Source organism: Lutimaribacter marinistellae (assembly GCF_042648365.1).
Lineage (GTDB): Bacteria > Pseudomonadota > Alphaproteobacteria > Rhodobacterales > Rhodobacteraceae > Lutimaribacter_A > Lutimaribacter_A marinistellae.
This window is the reverse complement of sequence record NZ_JBHRXI010000025.1, coordinates 183185-204765: the sequence shown is the minus strand read 5'-3', so window position 1 is coordinate 204765 and position 21581 is coordinate 183185. Positions and strand designations below refer to the sequence as shown.

General features: G+C 60.2%; 15 protein-coding genes. 7 read left to right on the top strand and 8 right to left on the bottom strand.

Annotation, left to right across the window (positions count from 1 at the left end):
• Positions 1-1071, top strand: a complete 1071-nt coding sequence (locus tag ACFORG_RS19660; RefSeq protein ID WP_386737253.1) for a site-2 protease family protein — start codon at positions 1-3, stop codon at positions 1069-1071.
• Between the two features lie 3 nt (positions 1072-1074).
• On the opposite strand, the gene aroB is transcribed toward ACFORG_RS19660, so the two are convergent.
• Positions 1075-2178, bottom strand: coding sequence for a 3-dehydroquinate synthase (gene aroB, locus ACFORG_RS19655; protein WP_386737252.1), 1104 nt, complete (start codon positions 2176-2178; stop codon positions 1075-1077).
• Positions 2178-2762: a shikimate kinase gene (locus ACFORG_RS19650; RefSeq protein ID WP_386737251.1), complete on the bottom strand. Its 585-nt coding sequence runs from the start codon at positions 2760-2762 to the stop codon at positions 2178-2180. The genes aroB and ACFORG_RS19650 overlap by 1 nt, the downstream gene beginning before the upstream one ends.
• A gap of 72 nt (positions 2763-2834) precedes the next feature.
• On the opposite strand from ACFORG_RS19650, the gene ACFORG_RS19645 reads away from it, so the two are divergent.
• From ACFORG_RS19645 to ACFORG_RS19620, 6 genes are all read left to right on the top strand, one after another.
• Complete coding sequence (locus ACFORG_RS19645; protein ID WP_386737293.1) at positions 2835-2987, top strand: hypothetical protein; 153 nt, start codon at positions 2835-2837, stop codon at positions 2985-2987.
• Positions 2977-4500 carry a hypothetical protein gene (locus ACFORG_RS19640; RefSeq protein WP_386737250.1) on the top strand — a complete coding sequence of 508 codons (1524 nt, stop codon included), beginning with the start codon at positions 2977-2979 and terminating at the stop codon, positions 4498-4500. Before ACFORG_RS19645 ends, ACFORG_RS19640 begins: the two co-directional genes overlap by 11 nt.
• Complete coding sequence (locus ACFORG_RS19635; RefSeq protein ID WP_386737249.1) at positions 4501-5463, top strand: site-specific tyrosine recombinase XerD; 963 nt, start codon at positions 4501-4503, stop codon at positions 5461-5463.
• 53 nt (positions 5464-5516) lie between these two features.
• Positions 5517-6824, top strand: coding sequence for an HlyC/CorC family transporter (locus ACFORG_RS19630; protein ID WP_386737248.1), 1308 nt, complete (start codon positions 5517-5519; stop codon positions 6822-6824).
• A gap of 130 nt (positions 6825-6954) precedes the next feature.
• The gene (locus ACFORG_RS19625) at positions 6955-9372 is read left to right on the top strand and encodes a GcvT family protein (RefSeq protein ID WP_386737247.1); all 2418 of its coding nucleotides are present in this window, start codon (positions 6955-6957) and stop codon (positions 9370-9372) included.
• A gap of 31 nt (positions 9373-9403) precedes the next feature.
• The gene (locus ACFORG_RS19620; protein ID WP_386737246.1) at positions 9404-10000 is read left to right on the top strand and encodes a nucleotidyltransferase family protein; all 597 of its coding nucleotides are present in this window, start codon (positions 9404-9406) and stop codon (positions 9998-10000) included.
• A gap of 96 nt (positions 10001-10096) precedes the next feature.
• On the opposite strand, the gene ACFORG_RS19615 is transcribed toward ACFORG_RS19620, so the two are convergent.
• The 6 genes from ACFORG_RS19615 to ACFORG_RS19590 form a co-directional block, all read right to left on the bottom strand.
• Entirely contained in the window at positions 10097-15325 is a 5229-nt protein-coding gene (locus ACFORG_RS19615) for a Hint domain-containing protein (RefSeq protein ID WP_386737245.1), read from the bottom strand.
• A 728-nt stretch (positions 15326-16053) separates the two neighbouring features.
• Positions 16054-17040, bottom strand: coding sequence for an oligopeptide/dipeptide ABC transporter ATP-binding protein (locus ACFORG_RS19610; protein WP_386737244.1), 987 nt, complete (start codon positions 17038-17040; stop codon positions 16054-16056).
• The gene (locus tag ACFORG_RS19605) at positions 17037-18011 is read right to left on the bottom strand and encodes an ABC transporter ATP-binding protein (protein ID WP_386737243.1); all 975 of its coding nucleotides are present in this window, start codon (positions 18009-18011) and stop codon (positions 17037-17039) included. The genes ACFORG_RS19610 and ACFORG_RS19605 overlap by 4 nt, the downstream gene beginning before the upstream one ends.
• Positions 18008-18916, bottom strand: a complete 909-nt coding sequence (locus ACFORG_RS19600; protein ID WP_386737242.1) for an ABC transporter permease — start codon at positions 18914-18916, stop codon at positions 18008-18010. Before ACFORG_RS19600 ends, ACFORG_RS19605 begins: the two co-directional genes overlap by 4 nt.
• Before the next feature lies 1 nt (position 18917).
• Complete coding sequence (locus ACFORG_RS19595) at positions 18918-19895, bottom strand: ABC transporter permease (protein WP_386737241.1); 978 nt, start codon at positions 19893-19895, stop codon at positions 18918-18920.
• Positions 19896-19956: 61 nt separating this feature from the next.
• Entirely contained in the window at positions 19957-21513 is a 1557-nt protein-coding gene (locus ACFORG_RS19590; RefSeq protein ID WP_386737240.1) for an ABC transporter substrate-binding protein, read from the bottom strand.
• Between the last annotated feature and the right edge of the window lie 68 nt (positions 21514-21581).

Sequence of the window (21581 nt, the reverse complement as noted above, 5' to 3'; positions counted from 1 at the left end):
ATGACATGGTCCTTTTCCCTTGGCCGCTTGTTCGGCTCGGAGTTGCGGATCCATGTCACCTTTTTCCTGCTACTGGCTTGGGTAGGGTTCGCCTCCTACAGCGAAGGCGGGCCAGACGCCGCGCTGAACAACGTGTTGTTCGTCTGCGCCCTTTTCGCCTGCGTCGTTGCGCACGAATTCGGTCACGCGTTGGTGGCGCGGCGTTATGGGATAAAAACGCCTGATATAACTCTACTGCCAATAGGCGGCTTGGCCCGGCTGGAACGCATGCCGGAAAACCCGCTTCATGAGATCGCCGTTGCTCTCGCAGGCCCGGCCGTGAATGTGGTCATCTGGGCGGTGTTGATCGCGCTTGGCGCGCGAACGAGCACCGATGCGCTTATCGCACTTGATGGAACCGGTGCGGGTTTCCTCGGACGACTGGCACTGGTCAATCTGTTCCTCGCCGTTTTCAACCTGATCCCGGCCTTCCCTATGGATGGCGGCCGGGTGTTTCGTGCCGTTCTCTGCCTGCGCATGGATCGGGTCAAGGCGACGCGATACGCGGCCTATGCGGGCCAGGCAGTTGCCGTTGTCCTTGGGTTTCTCGGTCTGACCGGCGGCAATCCGGTTCTTGTTCTGGTGGCCGTATTCGTTTTCGTAGCCGCGAACGCGGAAAACCAGGATGTCGCGATGCGCGCCGTCACCCGCCGCATGATGGCCCGCGACGCGATGATCACCAGTTTCGAGGCCTTATCGCCCGCCGATACCTTGGGAACTGCGGCGCAAGCCGTCATCCGCACGACACAGCACGAATTTCCTGTTGTTGACGAGACCGGCTCGCTGCTGGGCTTCGTGACGCGTGGCAACCTTTTTGCGGCCCTCGCCGCCGAACACCCTCGCTCCGACCCAGCCACCTCGGTGATGGAGGAGAACATTCCCCGAGTAAACCTTGCCAGCGGACTCGAGGATGTTCTGGACCTGCTGCACAAGGGAGCGCCCGCGGTCGCAGTCTGCTCTGAGGTCGGCGCAATGCTCGGCTATGTCACTCGCGAAAATGTCGGCGAGTTGATCGTTATTCGGGGTCGTTAGGCGTCACGCGGCATCTCGCAGAACCTGAACCACGCTCTCGCGCGGCACATCACCCGTCACGAACGCGTCACCGATACCACGGGCAAGGACGAACCGAAGCTGGCCGTCGACGACTTTCTTGTCCTGCCCCATCAAATCGACCAATGCCTCCGCGTCAGGAAGGTCACCGGGGATGTCTCGCAGGTCGGTTTTCATTCCCATTTCGCGCAGATGCGCGCGAACGCGGCTGGGATCTTCCTGCGGGCAGAGGCCCAGCCTTGACGACAGTTCAAAGGCCAGCGCACAGCCGATCGCGACACCTTCACCATGCAGCAGGCGATCGGAGTACCCCGTGGCGGCCTCCAGCGCGTGACAGAACGTATGCCCTAGGTTGAGCAGCGCGCGATCGCCCTGCTCGGTTTCGTCGCGCGCGACGATTTCGGCCTTCATCTGCACCGAGCGCGCGACAGCCTGAACTCGCGCGGCCATGTCACCCGCTGCCAGCCTCGGTCCCTGCGTTTCTAGCCATGCAAAGAACTCTGCATCGCCAAGCAGCCCGTATTTGACGACCTCGCCATACCCGGCCAAAAGATCACGCGCGGTGAGTGTTGCAAGCACCGAGGTATCGGCAAGAACCAGTGATGGTTGGTGAAATGCGCCGATCAGGTTCTTGCCGTGGGAAGAATTGATGCCGGTCTTTCCGCCCACGGAACTGTCCACCTGGGCAAGCAGCGACGTGGGGATCTGGACGAACCGCACCCCACGCCGCAAGATCGCTGCCGCAAAGCCGGCCAGATCGCCGATGACCCCGCCACCCAGCGCAACGACGACATCACGCCTTTCGATCTTCTGGGACAAAAGCCAGTCCACGGCATGCTCAAGGTGCGGCCATGTCTTGGTCGTCTCGCCTTCCGGAAGGGAGAGGGACACCATGTCGATCCCTCCACGCCCAAGACCGTCGCGAAGCGCCTCCAGATGCAGACCGGCAACCGTTTCATCAGTCAAAACCGCCACGCGCGGCCGTGCGAGAAGGGGCGCGATTCTTGCGCCGGACTGATGCAGCAGATCTGGTCCGATCTCGACGTCGTAAGAGCGCGCGCCAAGCGCAACCCGCACTGAATGATGCATTATGCCTGCTCCAACACGTCCGGACGGGTCTTGAGTGCTTCGATCACCCTATCCACCATTGTTTCTATTGCCGTGTCGCTGTCCGATATCACGGCAAGGTCAGCCTCGGAATAGAGAGGTACGCGCGCGTCATAGAGTTCACGCAATGTCGTCCGCGGATCGTCCGTACGGAGCAATGGCCGGGTGTCGCGATGTCTGACCCGGTTCCATAGTGTTGAAAGATCTGCCTTGAGCCAGACAGAAACCCCCTTTTCCGAGATCATGCGACGGTTCGTCTCGGAGAGGAAGGCACCGCCTCCCGTCGACAGCACACCTTTCGCCTCGTCCAGGAGCCTGCCGATGACCTGCGTTTCCTTCTTTCGGAAGAAAGGCTCGCCATCGCGCGCGAAAATCTCGGGGATGGTCATGTTGGCGGCTGATTCGATTTCGGCATCGCTGTCGAGGAAAGGAACGTGCAACCGTGCGGCCAGCGCCCTCCCGACGGCCGTCTTGCCTGCACCCATCATGCCGACCATGACGACGGTCTTCTTGAGAGTATAGGCTTCGCCCCCCGTCCGCGCCGTGCTTTGCTCAATTCCGCTCATTCTCACGTGAATGACGTGATCTTGTCGAAAAGGCCAGTTATATGTTGGGCAAAATCTAAAATGGGGCAGGCGATGATCGGCCGACTACTCAAGTTTCTTCTCTACCTGGTCTGCTTGGCCGTGATCGGGTTGATCGGCTACACTTATATCGGGCCATTCTTCGGCGTGGATTTCTCGGCGCCGCAAAGCGAAGTGCGGCAGCCTGTGGTACTGGATGCGAATTGAGGGGTTCCTGATTGCAGTACTGTTCCCGGCGATCGCCTGGTCGCAGGAACCGCTGTCGTCGATTGACTGGCTAAAGGACACGTCGCGCATCCCGCTCCCCGACACCATGGTGATGGAACCTCCGGTGTCATCGACCGGCGACGGCCCCGCTGTGGATGTCATCCCGCTCGCGCCCGCGACGCCGCCCATCGGTTTGGTATCCAGCACGGTGACCGGGTTACCTGTCGATTTGTGGCAGGGCAGCGACCCTGCCCGGCTGGCAGATTTGATATCGCGTGTGCCGGTTGGCGATAGCCCGGCAATGCAAAAGCTGCTTTATGCCCTTTTGCTGACCGAGAGTAGCCCGCCAGCCGGACCGGATGCCGCCGAAACCCTGCTCCTAGCACGACTGGACAGGTTGGTTGCTCTGGGAGCCAGCGACCCGGCACAGGCCTTGGTCGAACTAGCTGGACCGGATCAGAGCCGCGCGAGGTTTGCGCGCTGGTTTGAGACGACCCTGCTGTCCGGAGACGAGGACCGAGCCTGCTCGGCTTTGCTGGCAGCGCCATACCTCTCGGACGACTACGCCGCCCACATCTTTTGCCAGGTCCGGGTCGGCGACTGGGAAGCAGCCGCGTTGACGCTTGAGGCCGTCCATACGTTGGAACTGATGCATGAGGAACGCCTGGCGCTACTCGACCGTTTCCTCAGCCCGGACATCTTCGAGGGTTCGCCCCCTCTTCCGCGTCCGAACTATCCAGACGCGCTCGAATTCCGCCTGTTCGAAACGATAGGCGAACGTCTCAACACCGGTTCGCTCCCGAAAGCTTTCGCCAATGCAGACCTTCGCGACATAGCTGGGTGGAAAGCTCAGATCGAGGCCGCCGAACGGCTTACCCGTATGGGCGTGTTGCCCCCCAACCAGTTGATCGGCCTTTACACCGAACGTGATCCTGCCGCTTCGGGCGGTGTATGGGACAGGGTCGAGGCGATACAAAGATTCGACACCGCTATTTCCGTCGGCAACTCAACCGCAATCGAAAGAAGTTTGGGGCAGGTGTGGCGCAAGATGCGCGAGGTAGGCCTTGAGGTGCCTTTCGCCGAACTCTTTGCCGAAGGGCTTGGCAACCAATCGCTCGAGAATGGCAGCGCGGCCGAGTTGGCGTGGCGCGTCCGGCTTCTATCGAGGCTGTATGAACAGGCATCGTCGGATGCTCCGAATGAATCGGCGGAGTCCATGTTTCTTTCGGCGCTGGCCCAAGGTGATCCGGGCCGCGTGATCGCCCCTTCCGAGTTGGCAGCATCGATAGCAGACGGGTTTTCCGAAGAGGCCGTCGTACCGCAGAAGATTGCCGATCTGCGGCGAAACGGACAATTGGGAGAAGCAATTCTCGAAGCCATGCTGTTGTTCGACCGTGGCGCCCGCGGCAATCCATCGGATCTAAGTGCTGCGCTGGCCTCTTTGCGCGCGATGGGGCTTGAAGACACCGCCCGGCGCGCCGCGCTGGAGCTTATGCTACTGGGGTATGGCTGAATGACATCCGGCCCCGCGACAATGCATCAGTGGATCTCGACCTTTTTAGACGCACAGGCCGCCGAACAAGGCGCTGCGAACAACACCCTTCTTGCATATGGTCGGGACTTGAAGGATTTCGCGGACTGGGCGGCCCATCGAGATTTGGAATTCGCAACGCTCGATCAAGCGGCCGTAGAGGCGTACCTGATCTCCTGTGAAACGGAGGGCCTTTCTCGCGCCACGCGTGCGCGGCGACTGTCGGCAATACGTCAGATTTATCGCTTTGCCTTTGAAGAGGGTTGGCGCAGCGACAATCCGGCGATCCAGATCAAGGGTCCGGGCCGCGCAGCGAGGCTCCCCAAAACGCTGGACGTCCTAGAGGTCGACCGTCTGTTGGAAGCTGCCCGTACCAGCGGGCGCGAACGTCTTCGCAATACCTGCCTAATGGAGCTTCTTTATGCGACCGGTATGCGGGTCAGCGAATTGGTATCGCTTCCAGTTGCAGCCGCCCGGGGAGATCCGAGGATGCTGCTTATCAAAGGGAAAGGCGGCAAGGAACGTATGGTCCCGCTATCCCCTCCTGCCCGAGAGGCTTTGGCTGAATGGCTCGAAACGCGGGATCAGGCGGAAGCGGAAGCCGAACGCCGGGGGCGCCCTACATCACGGTTCCTCTTTCCGTCGCGCGGCAAAGCAGGATATTTGACCCGGCACAGGTTTTATCTGCTGATCAAGGAGCTCGCTGTTGCGGGCGGCGTCTCGCCCGAAAAGGTCACGCCGCACACCTTGCGCCATGCTTTTGCAACGCACCTGCTGGCAAATGGCGCTGACTTGCGCTCGATCCAGACGCTACTTGGACACGCCGACGTGGCCACGACCGAAATCTATACACACGTTCTGGAAGAGCGTTTGCGCGACCTCGTTCTGGACCACCATCCGCTTGCCGATCAGGACGACCGCGACGGGCCATCACGCCGCACTTGATTGGTTTGGTTCGCACCCCCATAAGATAGGGAACACTGCTGAACCGGAACCCGATGGACCCTTCTCCTTCTTTGATCGACGGCGCCTTTTGGCTTACCACTGGCGCCATTCTCTTGCTCCTTGTACTTTCAGGATTCTTTTCCGGCTCCGAGACAGCTCTGACCGCCTCGTCTCGGGCCAAGCTTCGGACGCGAGCTGACAAGGGCTCGCGCGGGGCGCAGCGTGCGCTGGACATCACAGAGGATAACGAGCGGCTTATCGGCTCTGTTCTTCTGGGCAACAACCTCGTCAACATTCTTGCCGCGTCGCTTGCGACCGCTCTCTTCACACGCTTGTTCGGTGAAAGCGGGGTCGCACTGGCCACTCTCGTGATGACGCTCTTGGTTTTGATCTTCGCCGAAGTGTTGCCAAAGACCTATGCGATTACGAATGCGGAAAAGGCCGCATCGGCGGTCGCACCGATCATCGGTGTAGTTGTCACGGTCTTTGCCCCCGTTGTCAGCGCCGTTCGCCTGCTCGTACGCGGCGTCCTTAGGCTATTCGGCGTCCGGATCGACCCAGACAGTCATGTCCTTGCGGTACGAGAAGAAATTGCAGGTGCGCTTCATCTTGGCCATTCCGAAGGCGTAGTAGAAAAAGAAGATCGCGACCGAATCCTTGGCGCACTCGACCTCGGTGACCGCACCGTCGAAGAAATCATGCTACACCGTTCCGGGATAGAGATGATCGATGCGGATTCGGATCCCGAAGTCATTCTGGAGCAATGTCTACAGAGCCGTCACACGCGTCTGCCCGTGTTCCGGAACGAACAGGAAAACATCATCGGTGTGATCCACGCCAAAGACCTGTTCAGAACGCTCTATACCGAGCTTGGCGAAGCCGAGAGTCCGAAGGCCCGGGTTCAGCAGTTCGATGTCTCAGAGGTGGCCAAGGCCCCCTATTTCGTTCCTGAAACAACGACACTCGACGACCAGATGCGGGAGTTCCTGCGGATGCGCAGCCATTTTGCGCTGGTGGTCGACGAATACGGCTCGCTGCGAGGCTTGATCACGCTGGAAGACATCCTCGAGGAAATCGTCGGCGAGATCACCGACGAATTCGACGTGGCCGAAGAAAGCGTTGCGCGCCGGACCGATGATGGTCAGTTCATTGTCGAGGGTGCAACGACGATCCGGGACCTGAACCGGGAGATGGACTGGTCGCTGCCCGACGACGAAGCGAACACACTGGCGGGTCTCGTGATTCACGAGGCGCAGATGATACCGGTCGTCGGACAGGTCTTTTCATTCCACGGCTTCCGCTTCGAGGTGACAGCACGCGAGGGCAACCGCGTTACCGAGCTGAAAATCCGGCCGCTGTAAGCCGCAACTCCGCCCGACGCTTTGGGCGCAGGCGGAGTGACGGGGCAACCACGACATTATCTGTCGCAAACGGTCTTGCTGGCCTTCCCAGCCTCGCGCAGGGTGGCGCCGAACAAGCGGAGGGACGGATATGCAGACCACAACCCGAGTTGCCGTCATAGGCGGCGGCGTCGTCGGATGTTCGGTGCTTTATCACCTGACCAAGCTGGGCTGGTCAGATGTTATGCTGCTGGAACGGTCCGAACTGACCTCGGGTTCGACATGGCATGCTGCGGGCGGGTTCCACACGCTGAATGGCGATACGAATATGGCCGCCCTGCAAGGTTACACCATCCGTCTCTACAAGGAATTGGAAGAGATTACGGGGATGTCTTGCGGGTTGCACCATGTCGGTGGCGTGACCCTTGCCGATAATCGCGACCGGTTCGACATGCTTCTTGCCGAACGCGCCAAGCACCGTTTCATGGGGCTGGAAACGGAAATCGTTGGCCCTGACGAAATCCGCAGGATAGCGCCGGTCACCAATACGGACGGCATCATCGGAGCTCTCTATGATCCGCTGGACGGTCATCTCGATCCCTCAGGAACCACGCACGCCTATGCAAAGGCCGCGCGCATGGGTGGTGCCTCCATCGAGACGCATTGCATGGTTCGCGAAACACGCCAGAGAACGGACGGAACGTGGGATGTCGTAACGGACAAAGGCACGATCCATGCCGAGCATATCGTAAACGCCGGCGGGCTCTGGGCGCGAGAAGTGGGCGCCATGGCGGGCGTGTATTTCCCGCTGCACCCGATGGAGCATCAGTACCTAGTCACCGACGCGATCCCGGAGATCGAAGCGATAATTGATGCGGGTGGCGAACATCCTCATGTGATGGACCCGGCCGGCGAAAGCTACTTGCGCCAGGAAGGTCGCGGCTTGTGTATCGGTTTCTACGAACAACCCTGCAAACCCTGGGCCGTGGATGGCACACCGTGGACTTTCGGGCACGAACTGCTGCCAGACGACTATGACAAGATCGCCGACAGCATCGATTTCGCCTATCGCCGCTTCCCGGTTCTTGAACGTGCAGGCGTGAAATCGGTGATCCACGGCCCGTTTACCTTTGCGCCCGATGGCAACCCCTTGGTGGGCCCCGTACCGGGAATGCGCAACTACTGGTCGGCTTGTGGCGTCATGGCCGGTTTTTCGCAAGGCGGCGGTGTTGGCCTGACGCTTGCGCAATGGATGATCGAAGGTGCGCCCGAACGCGATGTGATGGCGATGGACGTCGCCCGCTTTGGCGACTGGATCACGCCCGGATACACCCGGCCGAAGGTGATCGAGAATTACCAAAAACGGTTCTCTGTCTCCTACCCGAACGAAGAGCTTCCGGCCGCGCGCCCAAACCGGACCACCCCGATGTACGACATTTTCTCAGAAATGGGGGCTGTCTGGGGGCAGCAGTACGGGTTGGAGGTCACGAACTATTTTGCTGAAGCCGGCGAACCTTCCTTCGAGACCCCGTCCTTCCGCCGATCCGACGCCTTTGCCGCGACAGGGCGAGAAGTGCGCGGTGTTCGCGAAGGGGTCGGTATCAACGAAGTGCACAATTTCGGGAAGTACCGGGTAAGCGGGCCGAATGCGCGCGCGTGGCTCGATCGGATCATGGCCGGCCGCATCCCCCAGCCGGGACGTTTGTCGCTGACCCCGATGCTGAACCATGCGGGAAAGCTCTACGGCGATTTCACGGTGTCCTGCCTTGCGGAGGACGAGTTTCGGCTGACCGCATCCTACGGTGCGCAGGTCTTTCACATGCGTTGGTTCGAAATGCACGCGGAAGACGGCGTAACCATCGAAAATGCAAGCGATAAATTGACCGGCTTTCAGATCGCGGGTCCAGTGGCGCGCGATGTTTTGGCAGCGTGTACCAGAACTGACATCAGCGACATGCGGTTTCTGGATGTCAGGCGTTTGGTCGTGGGCATGACGGACTGCATCGTGCAGCGGGTAAGTTACACTGGCGATCTGGGGTTCGAGATCTTTTGCGACCCGATGGCCCAGCGAAACCTGTGGTGGACGCTGTGGCAGGCCGGCAAACCACACGGCATGATACCCTTCGGCATGAGAGCCATGATGTCCTTGCGGCTCGACCGGTTCTTTGGGTCTTGGATGCGGGAGTACTCACCGGATTACACTGCGGCCGAAACCGGGCTTGATCGCTTCATCTCCTTCCGCAAGAACACTGATTTCATTGGCAGATCGACCGCCGAGGTTGAACGTGAAACGCCGCCGTCTCGCAAGCTCTGCGCCTTTATCGTCGATGCAGACGATGCTGATGTGAACGCCTACGAGCCCATCTGGCTCGATGGCGAAGTTGTCGGCTATTGTACCTCTGGCGGATACTCACATTACGCTCAGAAGTCAGTCGCGATGGGCTTCTTGCCGACCGCCAAGGTAGCTGATGGGCGAGAGGTCGAGATTGAAATACTGGGACAGATGCGAAAGGCACACGTTGTCTCGACACCGCTCTTCGACCCCGAAGCCCTGCGAATGCGAGGCTGACAACCTCACGGAAACAAAGCAGAATGGAGGCATGACCTCCATTCCTGTTATCCTACTTGCCGCTGGCACGTCTTCCCGCATGGGGGGGAAAGACAAGCTCCTGCAGCCGGTAGACGGCATTCCATTGCTGCGGCGAACCGCGCTCAGAGCTTTGAGCGCGGGTCCACTTTGGGTGGCGCTCCCGCCGTCTCCACATCCGAGGTTCGAGGCACTCGCCGGGTTGGATCTCAACACCGTTGCCGTCCCCGATCGTCAGGAAGGAATGAATGCCAGCCTGCGCCGCGCAATTGCCGCACTTCCAGTGCATTGCCATGCGGCCATGGTTTTGTTGGCCGATCTTCCAGATCTCACCGCTGAGGACCTAACTAAGGTACTCAATGTGGCCGATCAGGACAGAGAGCATTTGATCTGGCGGGGCACGACGGATGACGGCGCACCAGGCCATCCTGTGATCTTTCACTCTGAACTTTTCCCCGAGCTTCTTGCCTTGACCGGTGACGGCGGAGCACAAAGCGTGGTTGAGCGACACCGTGACGCCACCTGCTTCGTTCCGCTTGCAGGGAAACGCGCTCGGCTGGATCTAGACACGCCCGAAGCTTGGGAAAGCTGGCAAAAATCCCGTTCATGAAGCAGCGAGGGGTGGTGCGCCTGTGCGCACCACCCATGCCCGCGGGTCCCCGTCGCCCACGGCAGCTGCAAATCGGGGAGGTTCGAGGCCCGCCGCTCAGAGCAGCAGGCGCGCCTCGTGTTTCTTCAGCGAGCGGCGGGCAGCCGTGTACGCTTCGAGACCTTCGGTCTCGGCCAGTTCCGGGAAGAGTTCATAGATCTCCTCACGTTGAGCATCACCCATGCTGGCCAGCGTCTGATCGCCGGGCTGGAAGCTTTCGGTCCAGGCGCCGTCGGACAGTACCACCTCGTGCTGTTCGAACATGAAGTGGATGTAGCTGACCTCACCGACCTCGATCTTATCGACCCCCTCGAGGCCGGTGAGGTGCTTGGCGGCCACAAGAACTTCACGCTCTTCGAAATAAAGCGCGGTCTTGTCATTGGCGACCAAGATCCTGTGGTTGGGCGAAACCAGCATGTCCCGCTCCGGCAATCCGCCACCCAACGCGCCCTGACGGATCAGGACCGGCTGCAGATGTGGCGCGCGGGTCAGTTCACGTGAGGCCAGATCGCGGCGGCCGAGCCACTTGATCTCCTGGATGCCGTTGTCCCGCGTAATGATCCGATCACCGACTTCCAGCTCTTCCACCAACCGTTCACCTTTGGGCGTCGCGATCCGCGTACCGGGGGTGAAACAGGGGATGATCTCTTCGATCTCGCGGTACTCCATCGACCCTTCGACACTGCCATCGGCAGCAAGGAAGTTGATCGTCCCCGAGAAGCTGTCCCCGTCCGGGTCCAGAGTACGGCTGGCGATCTCAAAGTCGATACCGGTCAGATCGAGCGTGTCGAAGTCATCGCCATCGGTACCACCATCGGCAATGTCACCGTCGTTGCCGCCGATGAACAAGTCGCGCCCGGCTCCACCCGACATGTTGTCGGCTCCTGCGCCACCGGTGATCGTGTCGTTGAAGTCGCTGCCTATGACACTGTCATCGCCATCGCCACCATCGATGGAGTCACCGATGCTGTCCTCAAGGCTGGGAGCGAGGCTCGGAACACCCGGAGCGTCACCACCGTAGATCGTGTCATTGCCCGCGCCACCAAGGATCGTATCTCCGCTGATGCCGCCAGCAAGCAGATCATCTCCGCCTCCGCCGTCGATCGAGTCGTTACCGTCCTGACCATGGATCTCGTCGTCGCCGTCACCACCTGTCAGTGTATCGTTGCCAGGTTCGAGGGTCAGAGCCTCGGCAATATCGGCTGGCGGCGCCGTATCCGGATCGCTGTCGCCAAAGATCGTGTCGTTGCCTGCGCCGCCATCCATCTGGTCGGCACCGATCCCGCCATATTTCTCGTCGTTTCCGGTTCCGCCCATGACCACGTCGTCACCCGAACCGGTACCGATCCGGTCATCGCCTGCGCCACCGTCGACAAAGTCGGGCGACCGGCCGATCGACGCGACCCCCGTAAAGGCGGGGTCGTAGGCAAGTACGGAGTCGTCGCCGCCACCGGCAAAGACGGTATCTGCACCATCTCCGGCCTCGATCGTATCGGCGTTGTCACCACCGGTCGCCAAGTCATCCCCGGCACCCAGCTGCACGAAGTTGCGGCCAAGGCCAGCCTCAACCGTGTCAGATCCGTCACCGCCCAGCAGGGTATCGTCGCCGAAGCCACCAATCAGCAAGTCGTCGCCATCCTCACCGAACAGCTTGTCATCGCCTTCCTGGCCGTCGAGGGTGTCGTTACCAGCACCGCCCGCGACATCGTCGAAGCCGAAGCCAGCATAGACGAGGTCGTCGCCGCCGCGCCCCTTGACGATATCGTCGCCCGCGCCAGAGAACACCGTGTCGTCACCGTCTCCGGCATCGACCGCGTCCCGCTGGTCACCTCGCGGCGTGCCGCCGAGATCCTCGAAGAAGTCCGACGGAACAAGACTGTCAATCGGCTGATCGAGGAAGTTTTCCAGCGCATCGAAGCCGTCGATGACATCGCCTTCGGGGTCGCCGGTATAGCTTGCATCGATCAGGTCAGCCCCATCGCCGCCTTCGACAACACCGTCGATCTGGGGATTCCGGATGATGACTTCTTCGATATTGATGAAAGTCGTCGTCACGCCGGTCCGGACATCCGCATCGTCGAGATAGAAGACGGTGCCGTTCTCGATGTTTGTCGGATCGTACTCGACCTCGGCGTTACCGAAAACAATCAGCGTATCGAAGTCGTCGCCGCCTTCATTGCCGTCAACGAACTGATCGTTCTGGCCGACAACGATGAACGTGTCCCGATCATCACCGCCAGACGCGACATCCTCACCCGGACCTGTCGAGATCGTGTCGTTCCCGGCGCCACCGGACAGCGTATCGCTACCGTCATTGCCGATGATCGTATCATCGCCATCACCACCGTCCAGCACATCGTCGCCGGGATTCCCGGTCAGGACATCGTTGCCGGCGTCGCCGAACATGGTGTCATTGCCCCGCCCGGCATCAAGTGCGTCGTCACCGTCGCCGCCATGGATCTGGTCATCGCCGGCATTGCCCTCGAGAACATCGTCGCCCTCCTGGCCACGCACCGTATCGTCACCGTCATCACCATAGGCGGTGTCGTCACCCGCTCCGGCAAACACGTTGTCGTTGCCGTCACCGGACAGAATCGCATCGTCTCCGGTCTTGGCAATGATGATGTCATCGTCGCCAACCTGTCCGGGCAGAATGGCATCGTCATTGTCAACGAAGTCACCATTCGGGTCGCCGTCATAGGCCAGGTCGATTATGTCATCGTCGAACGTGCCTTCGACAATTCCGTCCGGCTCCAGCGGATCATCGATAAGGACGGTCTCGATCTCTTCGAAGGTCACGACCCCGCCGGTGTCACCGATCACCGCGATGCCGTCTTCCTCATCCGGCGAGGTGTAGATGACACCGATGGGTCCAAGACCGCGAAGATCCAGCGTATCGAAGTCATCGCCACCAGATCCACCGTCGACCTGATCGCCATTGTCACCGCCAAGGAAAGTGTCCCGGTCGTCGCCACCGGCGAGCAGGTCTGCACCGTGGCCGCCCGTGATCGTATCGTTCCCAGTGCCACCGTCCACGATGTCGTTGTCGATACCCGCGTCGATCAGGTCATCACCTTCGCCGCCAGTGATTACGTCGGTGTCATCCTGACCAAAGATCGTGTCGTCGCCAGCGCCGCCATCGATTGTGTCGTCACCATTGGTGGTTTCTGGGTCGGCCGGACGGCCATCGCTGCCATCGTCACGGATGTTGAGACGGTCCGGAAAGCTGGGATCGAGACCGCCATACACAACGTCGGCGCCATCGCCCGCGATGATACTGTCGGCACCTTCGCTGCCGATAAGCGTGTCGTCACCCGTTCCGCCATCGATGGTATCATCGTCAAGTCCGCCGTCGATCAGATCCATCCCGGCACCGCCGGTGATCATGTCGTTGTCGTCACCTGTCGAGATCGTATCGTTACCATCGCCTCCATCGACCGTGTCACGGTCGTCCATGACGTCAGGATCCGCAGGAACTGCCGGCAGCCCGTCATATGACGGGAACCCGCGGTCCGGAAGCTCGGTCAGCGGGTCGCGGCCGGTTTCGATCAGATCATCGCCGTCTCCACCGTCGACGGAGTCCTGTCCTTCACCGCCTGTCAAGGTATCATCGCCTTCGCGACCGATCAGGGTATCATTGCCGTCGCCACCGTCGAGACTGTCATCTCCGGGAGCACCACCTCCGGTGAACGGTTGCGCAACGTCGAAGTAAACGTCGGTCACGTTTATGGTCGAGCCTTCGGGCCCGATATTCGCTTGCTCTATCACGAAGCGAGACACAGGCCCCGGGATTGTCACGAGCATCGAATAGTCTTCGCCGATCGGGTCCTGGAAGCCGCCGGTGCTGACACCGGTGTCGGCACCCGGCACCGCGTCTGTGTCCGAAAGCATGACGCGTGGGCCTGCCCCGAGGTTCACCGTGATCGGGTTATCCGCTTCGTCGAACGCCGTCACGCGGACACCGGCGCTTCCGTCAATATCGTTGATGCGGAACGATACGTCGGTGACCGGACGGTCGAATTCAAGCTGGTACTCCGTGGCGGTACCGGGGCCATCAAGAACCGAGTTGAGGCTGCTCGCCGGGTTCGCACCCGGACCATCCGTATCGATCTGGTTCGTGTGCTGCGGGACAGTGTCGAACTCGGTCGTGGTTCCGGGCGAGCCGGTCAGTACGCTGAACGTGACATTGGCATTTCCAGTATCCTGGGTGACGCCGCCGCTCAGGTCCTCACCATCGGGGTACGTGACACCGTCGTTCTGAATCGGCCCTTCGTTCCAGAGAAACGCTTCACGGATCACGGTCCCTGCACCGGGCGCCGTGCCATCGCCATCAATCAGGTCATCCCCCGGCCCACCTGTCGCGGTGTCATCGCCACCGCCGCCGTAGATATCGTCATCCTCATCGGCACCGTCGATCATGTCATCGCCGTCGCCGGCATTCACAACATCGTCGTTGGGATTCGCCGACGGGTCGATCGCATCCATGTTGTCGATCCGGTCACCTTCTGGGTCACCGGTATAGCCCAGATCGATATCGTCATCACCCGGAGTGCCGTCAACGATGCCGTTCAGGCCGCCTCCATTCACGGGCGCATCCAGAACCGCAACATAGTCGATGCCGCCAAAGAAGTTCTGGTCGAAATTGCCATCCGTCGCTTCGCGCGCAGCGAGCGAGAAGCTCTGCTCGGTCTCTTCCGCAATGTCGAGCGTCAGCCCCGGTGCTTCACCGCTCATCTGTTCGGAAGTGCCCTGCGTCTCGTTCACGACCGAAAATGTCTGCGTCCCTTCCGACGAGAAGGTATAGGTCGCAGTCACGACGTCGCCGTCGTTGAAAAAACCATCCGAGGTTCCGAAAACCTGCTCCGCATCACCGTCGCGGTGCACAACCTCGACCCGGCCCTCGGGGGTTACGCGCATCTCGAAAAAGCCGCGATCTTCCGCTTGTCCTGCGCTTTGCTCGACACCGCGGCTGACAACTGTCTGATTACCGGGTGTGGGCGACCCACCAGAGGCAACGGCGGACCCGAAGCCGAACGGCCGGAATGACGCGATTATCGTTCCCTCATCGAGATCGAAGGGCTCGTCATCGCCGTCGTCGATATCCATTCTGTCGCTGTCGCCAGCACCCGTGAACATCCAGCCAGCCGAAAAATCCGGCGAGTCCACGGGGGTTCCGTCCTGGGCGATGCCATCATCAAGCCCGGTATCATTGGTCTCGAAATTCGTGCGGAAATCCCAAAGACCAATCAGGTTGGCCGAATACGGATTGTCAAAGTTCGTCGCCATCACACTCTCCTTTTCGGCACAGACCGTGCCACACCGCCTAACCGCGGCTACCCCCCAAACCACCAAGGCGCGATGACCGGACGAAAAGCGACCACCTCGAAATGCACCCGTTCACGCCCAAGGCGAGGAGAGAGATTCAGCACAAAGGACACGTTCCGAAGCGCGTCAAACACGCTTCGGGGCGGCGACCGGTGCAGAGAGCAGCCCCTGCACGTGCACTTCAATCCCCTCGCATCGAGATTCGATGCAAATCGTGCGGTCGCCCCCGTGACCAGCAAACATCGCCCCCCAGTTGGGCTAATCCATGAATACTCCTCGCCAGATCACCGGCAAAGTGAAAAATCTCTGAAAACTGGCGGGATTGCGGCAACTTAGAGGTAGGCTCGATTGCCGAACACTCCAGCCACTCCACCTAAGCGCGAACATTGTTTCCACGCCGAACGCGTGCATCGTCGTGTTTTTCCCTTGATTGCTTCACTATCATGTCGACACTCAAGGTTGTGGAGGCTGCGCCATGTCCGGGTTTGTTTCGCCCCGGAGAACAGTGCTCACCGCCACATTTCGCATACCGGCCGGTTCAGCGTTGCCCTGTTTTCGCCACAATTGTCGCCTTACGTGGAACCAATCAAGGCGGCATGCGGTCATTATTTCCGCGCTCGAGGGCAATACCAGCAGTGTTTTCCTCGAATCATTCTACAATTTCATCAAAAATGTCGATTCTTGCAGGCTCACGCCACGTCTGGCGGTCCGGGAAAGTGGCAAGCGACTTGCAATGACCCGTGGTTTTCCAACTCGGGTGCCTTTTCCCGGCACAGGCTTTGCGCCTTGGGGCAACGTTCTGCAAAGGCGCAGCCCGGTGGCGGGTTGATCGGGCTCGGCGGATCCCCTTTTACTTTGAGCGGTCGCACGTACCCCTTTGACTTGCGACGTGCCAGTGATGGAGCAGCGGCCAATAGGGCCTGCGTGTAAGGATGCTGAGGTGCGGCAAACAAGGCCTCCGTCGGCCCCTGCTCGACGATCTTGCCAAGATACATCACGGCAACCTCGTCACAGACATGGCGCACCACGCCCAGGTCGTGACTGATGAACAGGTAACTCAGACCTAGACGATCCTTCAGGTCCGCCAGAAGATTGAGGATCTGGGCCTGGATGGCCACGTCGAGCGCTGAAACCGGTTCGTCACACACCAGAAGTTTTGGATTGGTGGTCAACGCACGCGCAATCGAAATCCGCTGGCGCTGCCCGCCCGAGAACTGGTGCGGGAACAGGTTCAACTGGTCCTCGCGCAACCCGACGAGAGTGAACAATTCCTTGACCCGTTCCACGCGCTCGTCCGGCGTTCCAATCTCCATGAGGTCCATCGGTTCGCGCACGATGTCCATTACGCGCGCGCGAGGGTTGAGAGAAGAATAAGGATCCTGAAAGATCAGCTGGATGTCACGCCGACGTTGGCGCATGTTTTCATCATCAAGCGCAAGAAGGTCATCGCCGTCGAACAGAACCTTCCCGCCCGCCGCCTCGGTCAGGCGTATGGCAGCCATGGCTGTCGTGGTTTTCCCCGATCCGCTCTCGCCAACAATTCCCAGAGCCTGCCCGGCCCTGAGGGTGAAGGAGACCTGGCGTACTGCCTCTAGGTGGGGCCTCTCGGCAAAGATCGACGGTTTCGGCAGGGCAAAGCGCACTGTCAGACCGCGCACATCCATGAGCATGCTCATATCCGCCCCTCCTCGACGGCATGGCAGGCCGCCGGATGATGGCCATGTGCCGCGAGAACGGGTTTCTCGGTCTCGCAGCGTGCCTCACAATGGGCGCAACGCGCAGCAAAGGCGCAGCCATCCCCCAAAAGGTGCAATGGAGGCACAACTCCCGGGATTTCGGCAAGCCTGTGATCGTCGCGTCCAAGGGCGGGGATGCAGTCGATAAGCCCACGGGTATAGGGATGCTGCGGGAAATCCAGCACATCGTCTGCACTGCCCTGCTCTATGACACGGCCCGCATACATGACCGCCACGCGATCGGCCATTTCGCTGATCGCACCCATGTCATGCGTGATGAGGATGATTGCCGCGCCAAAATCTCGCTGGATTTCGTTGAGCAGGTCGAAGATCTGGGCCTGGACCGTCACGTCAAGCGCGGTCGTCGGCTCGTCCGCGATGAGGACCTTGGGCCTGCACGAGACCGCCATAGCGATCATCACCCGTTGTCGCATACCGCCCGACAACTGGTGCGGAAAATCCCGTGCACGCTTGTCCGGGCTGGGAATTCCGACCCGGTCCAATAGCGCAACCGCATCGCGGAACGCCTGATCGGCGCTGACCTTCTGGTGCAGCATGATCGCCTCGGCAATCTGGTCGCCGACCGTGAACACAGGGTTCAGCGAGGTCATCGGCTCCTGGAAGATCATAGCCGCCTCGGCCCCCCTGAGAGAGCGCAAACGTGCCGGGCCCGCCTTGGTCAGATCTTCGCCCGCCAACCGGATAGCTCCGCCGGCAATCTTGCCGGGGGGTTGTGGGATCAGCCCCATGACCGACAGGGCAGTGATAGACTTGCCGCAACCGGACTCGCCCACCACTCCAAGCGTCTCACCCTCATTGACATGCATGGACACGGAATCGAGCGCCGTGACTTCTCCATACCGCGTGTCAAAAGTGACGCGCAGATCTTCTATTTCCAGAAGCGCGTTCATCGGCCCCTCAGCTTGGGATTGAATGCATCGTTCAGACCGTCCCCGATCAAAGAGACTGCAAAGACCGTCAAAAAGATCGCGAGCCCCGGAAAGGTCACCGGCCACCACGCGTCGAGTATGTACTCGCGGTTTGCGCCGATCATGAGGCCCCAACTCATTACATTGGGATCACCGAGCCCGAGAAACGAAAGCCCCGCCTCGAACAGGATCGCCACCCCGATGGTCAGCGTCGCCGAAACGATCAGCGGCGGCGCCGCGTTCGGCAGGATCACTTTCCAGATGATACGACCGTTCTTTGCCCCGATCGCGCGCGCGGCGGTGACGTATTCCAGCTCCTTTATCTTCAGGAACTCGGCCCGCGTAAGGCGCGCTGTCTGTGGCCAACTGACCACCCCGATGGCCATGGCGATCGTGAACAGCGACGGCGAGAAGAGAGAGACAAGCACCATCGCGAAAAGAAGCGCCGGCAGCACCTGAAAAAATTCGGTGATACGCATGAGCAGGTTGTCCACCCAACCGCCATAATACCCGGCAAGCGCACCCAGCGAGATACCGATGACCATCGTGATAGAGGCCGCGGCAAGCCCGACCGCCAGTGTTGGCCCCCCGCCTGTCAACAATCCCGCAACGATATCGCGACCAAGATAATCCGTGCCAAGCGGGAACTCCGGAGTGGTAAAGGGGCGCTCATGCGGGGCCCAGACGATCTCGTAGGGATCGCCTGTATAGAAAAACGTGCCATAGAACGTCGCCAGAACGATCACGGCCAAAATGGCGGTTCCCGCAAGCGCGGGCAGGTTCCGCCGAAACATGCGCCATGCTTCGCGCGCCGGGCTTTCCGCCTTGTAGGTCGCCGCGCCATCCGGCAGGTTTCGCCCCTTGGTATCGACACTGGTTGCGCGCATGTCAGCCCTTTCCCCGCAACCGCGGATCGGCGAGCCTGTAGCTCAGGTCAGTCAGGATATTCGCAACGACCACCATGAACGAGGCAAAGAAAAGCACACCCATGATCGTCGGGTAGTCCCGCCGAAGAATGGAGTCGAAAGCCAGGCGCCCCATTCCGGGCCAGTTGAACACCGTCTCGACCAGCAGCGCGCCAGAGATCAGGTTGCCAAACTGCAAGCCGGCAACCGTCAGGATCGGCAGGGCGGCATTGCGTAAAGCGTGGCGGAACAGCACCGAGCGCTCCGAAGCCCCCTTGGCGCGGGCTGTCCTGATGTAGTCTGACCCCAGAACTTCAAGCATGGAAGCGCGGGACAGGCGTGCATATTGGGCGAGATAGATGATCGCCAGGGTGAAAGCGGGCAAGACTAGATGGTGCGCGACATCCAATGCTTTCACCAGGACATTCGCATCCCGCAGCTTGACCGATTGCATGCCCTCTACGGGAAAGACGGGCAATACGCTTGCGAACAGGATGATAAGCATGATCCCGGTCCAGAAAACGGGTACGGCGTAGCCGATCGTCGCAAAGACCGAAACGAAGGCACTCATAGGACCGTTTGGTTTGCGGGCCGCGATGACGCCCAGAAACACGCCTAGCAGGATTGACATGAGCTGCGCCGTGACGACGAGAAGGATCGTCGGCCCGATCCTGTGTCCGATCAAGGTCGTGACCGGTTGGTTGAAGAAAAAGCTTTCGCCAAGATCGAACCGAACGACATTGCCGATGTATATTCCAAGCTGTACGAGCACCGGCTTGTTCAGGCCGTATTCCTCGCGAATGCTCTCCAGCATCTCTTCGGTCGCACCGCCCATCTCACCCGCGATCACGACAGCGGGATCGCCCGGTGCCATACGGATGAGAAGGAAGTTCAGAACCACGACCCCGAGCATAAGCAAAAGGCCATAGAAGACGCGTCGTAACAAGAAACTGCCGCTCATGCCCGCTGCCCCCGGGATTGGCCCCGCACCGGACGAACCGGAACGGGGCGGATTTCAAGGATCACTCGGACCAGTCGACCATGTCCATCGGATGCATGGTGCCCCAGATACCTGTCGGGACATTCGAGAGCTTCTTGTCATAGGCAGTGTGGTAAGGCAGCGCGTTGATCCAGTAGATCGGCAGATCCTGGGCAACGATCTGCTGGAACTGTCCATACATCTCCTTGCGCTTGGCATCGTCCTGCTCGACCGCGGCTGCATTGAGCAGTTCATCGACCTTTTCGTTGCAATACTGCTGGGTATTCGACCAGATCACGCCCTCACGGATATTCGAGCAGAGATACGTCCGGTGGACGCCGATGACCGGGTCACCCCAGTTGAACACCACGTCCATTGTCAGTTCGAAATCATGTCCACCTACCCGGCCAGCCCAAGTCGGGAAATCCGGCGCAGCGCGCACGGTCACGTCGATCCCGATCTTCTTGAGCTGCGATTTCATGTATTCGGCAACAGATTGCTGCTGCTCCTTCGGGCCGGGGATGAAGTCGATGGTCAGTTCCATTCCATCACCGAACCCCGCCTCCTGCATCAGAGCGTTGGCCTTGTCGAGATCGACATCGTAGCTGGGGATCGACTCGTCAAAGAACGGTGAGCTTTCGATGATCGGGCCGCGCTGGGGCGCGGAAACGCCGCGATGCAGGGCCTTGGTGATGAAGTCGCGATCAACCGCGTAAGCGATGGCTTGGCGAACTCGGACGTCGCTGAGCTTTTCCGAGGTTGTGTTGAAGGCCAGCCAGTTGATCGGACCGACCGCAGCATAGCCCTGGTCGGTGATGCTCAGATGGTCAGCGCCTTCAAGGCGTTTGATTTCCTGGCTGCCAGCCATGAACGGATACAGGTCGGCCTCGCCATTTTCCATCGCGATCAGCAGGGCCGAAGGATCCTTGATGATGCGAATGATGATCTCGTCGAGTTTGGGCCGACCGTCGATAAAGAAATTCGGGTTCTTCTTGAGAACGACAGCTTCGCCTGCTGTGAACTCTTCCAGCATGAATGGTCCTGAACCGACCGGCGCAGAGTTGAAGGAATTTGACTTGGGATCTTCGCCATTGTCGAAGAGGTGCTTTGGCAGAACCGGAGCAAGCGCCGGTGACAGGGCCAGCAAAAGCGCCGGGTGCGGCTGGCTGAGATTGATGACGGCTGTATGCTCATCCGGGGTGTCGATGCTCTCGACCGGCGCGAACATGGATGCAAAAGGGTGGTTTTCCTTCGTGACCATCAGCGAATACGCCACATCCTCCGACGTGACCGGTTCACCATCGTGGAAGGTCGCGTTCTGAACGAGGTTGAGCGTGACTTTCAGGCCGTCTTCGCTGACCTCCCAGCTTTCGGCGAGGTACGGCTGCGGCTCCCAGTTCTCGTCATACCGCAGCGGCGAGGCGAAAATCTGTGTCGAAGGCACTGCGGTCGCGATTCCCGACTGCACCGCCCCGTTAAGGTGGCGCGGCACCTGAGTAGACGCGATTACAAGCGTACCCCCTTCGGCATGGACCGGCGCGCTTGCCAGTCCGGTCACAACAAGGGCTGCCGCCCCCATCAGTCTCGTCATCATCTTCATTATGCTCTCCCGGTTGGCTTTTTCAGCTTTCAGAAGAGGCTAGCCGTGGCCTATCCCGCAGAAAACAG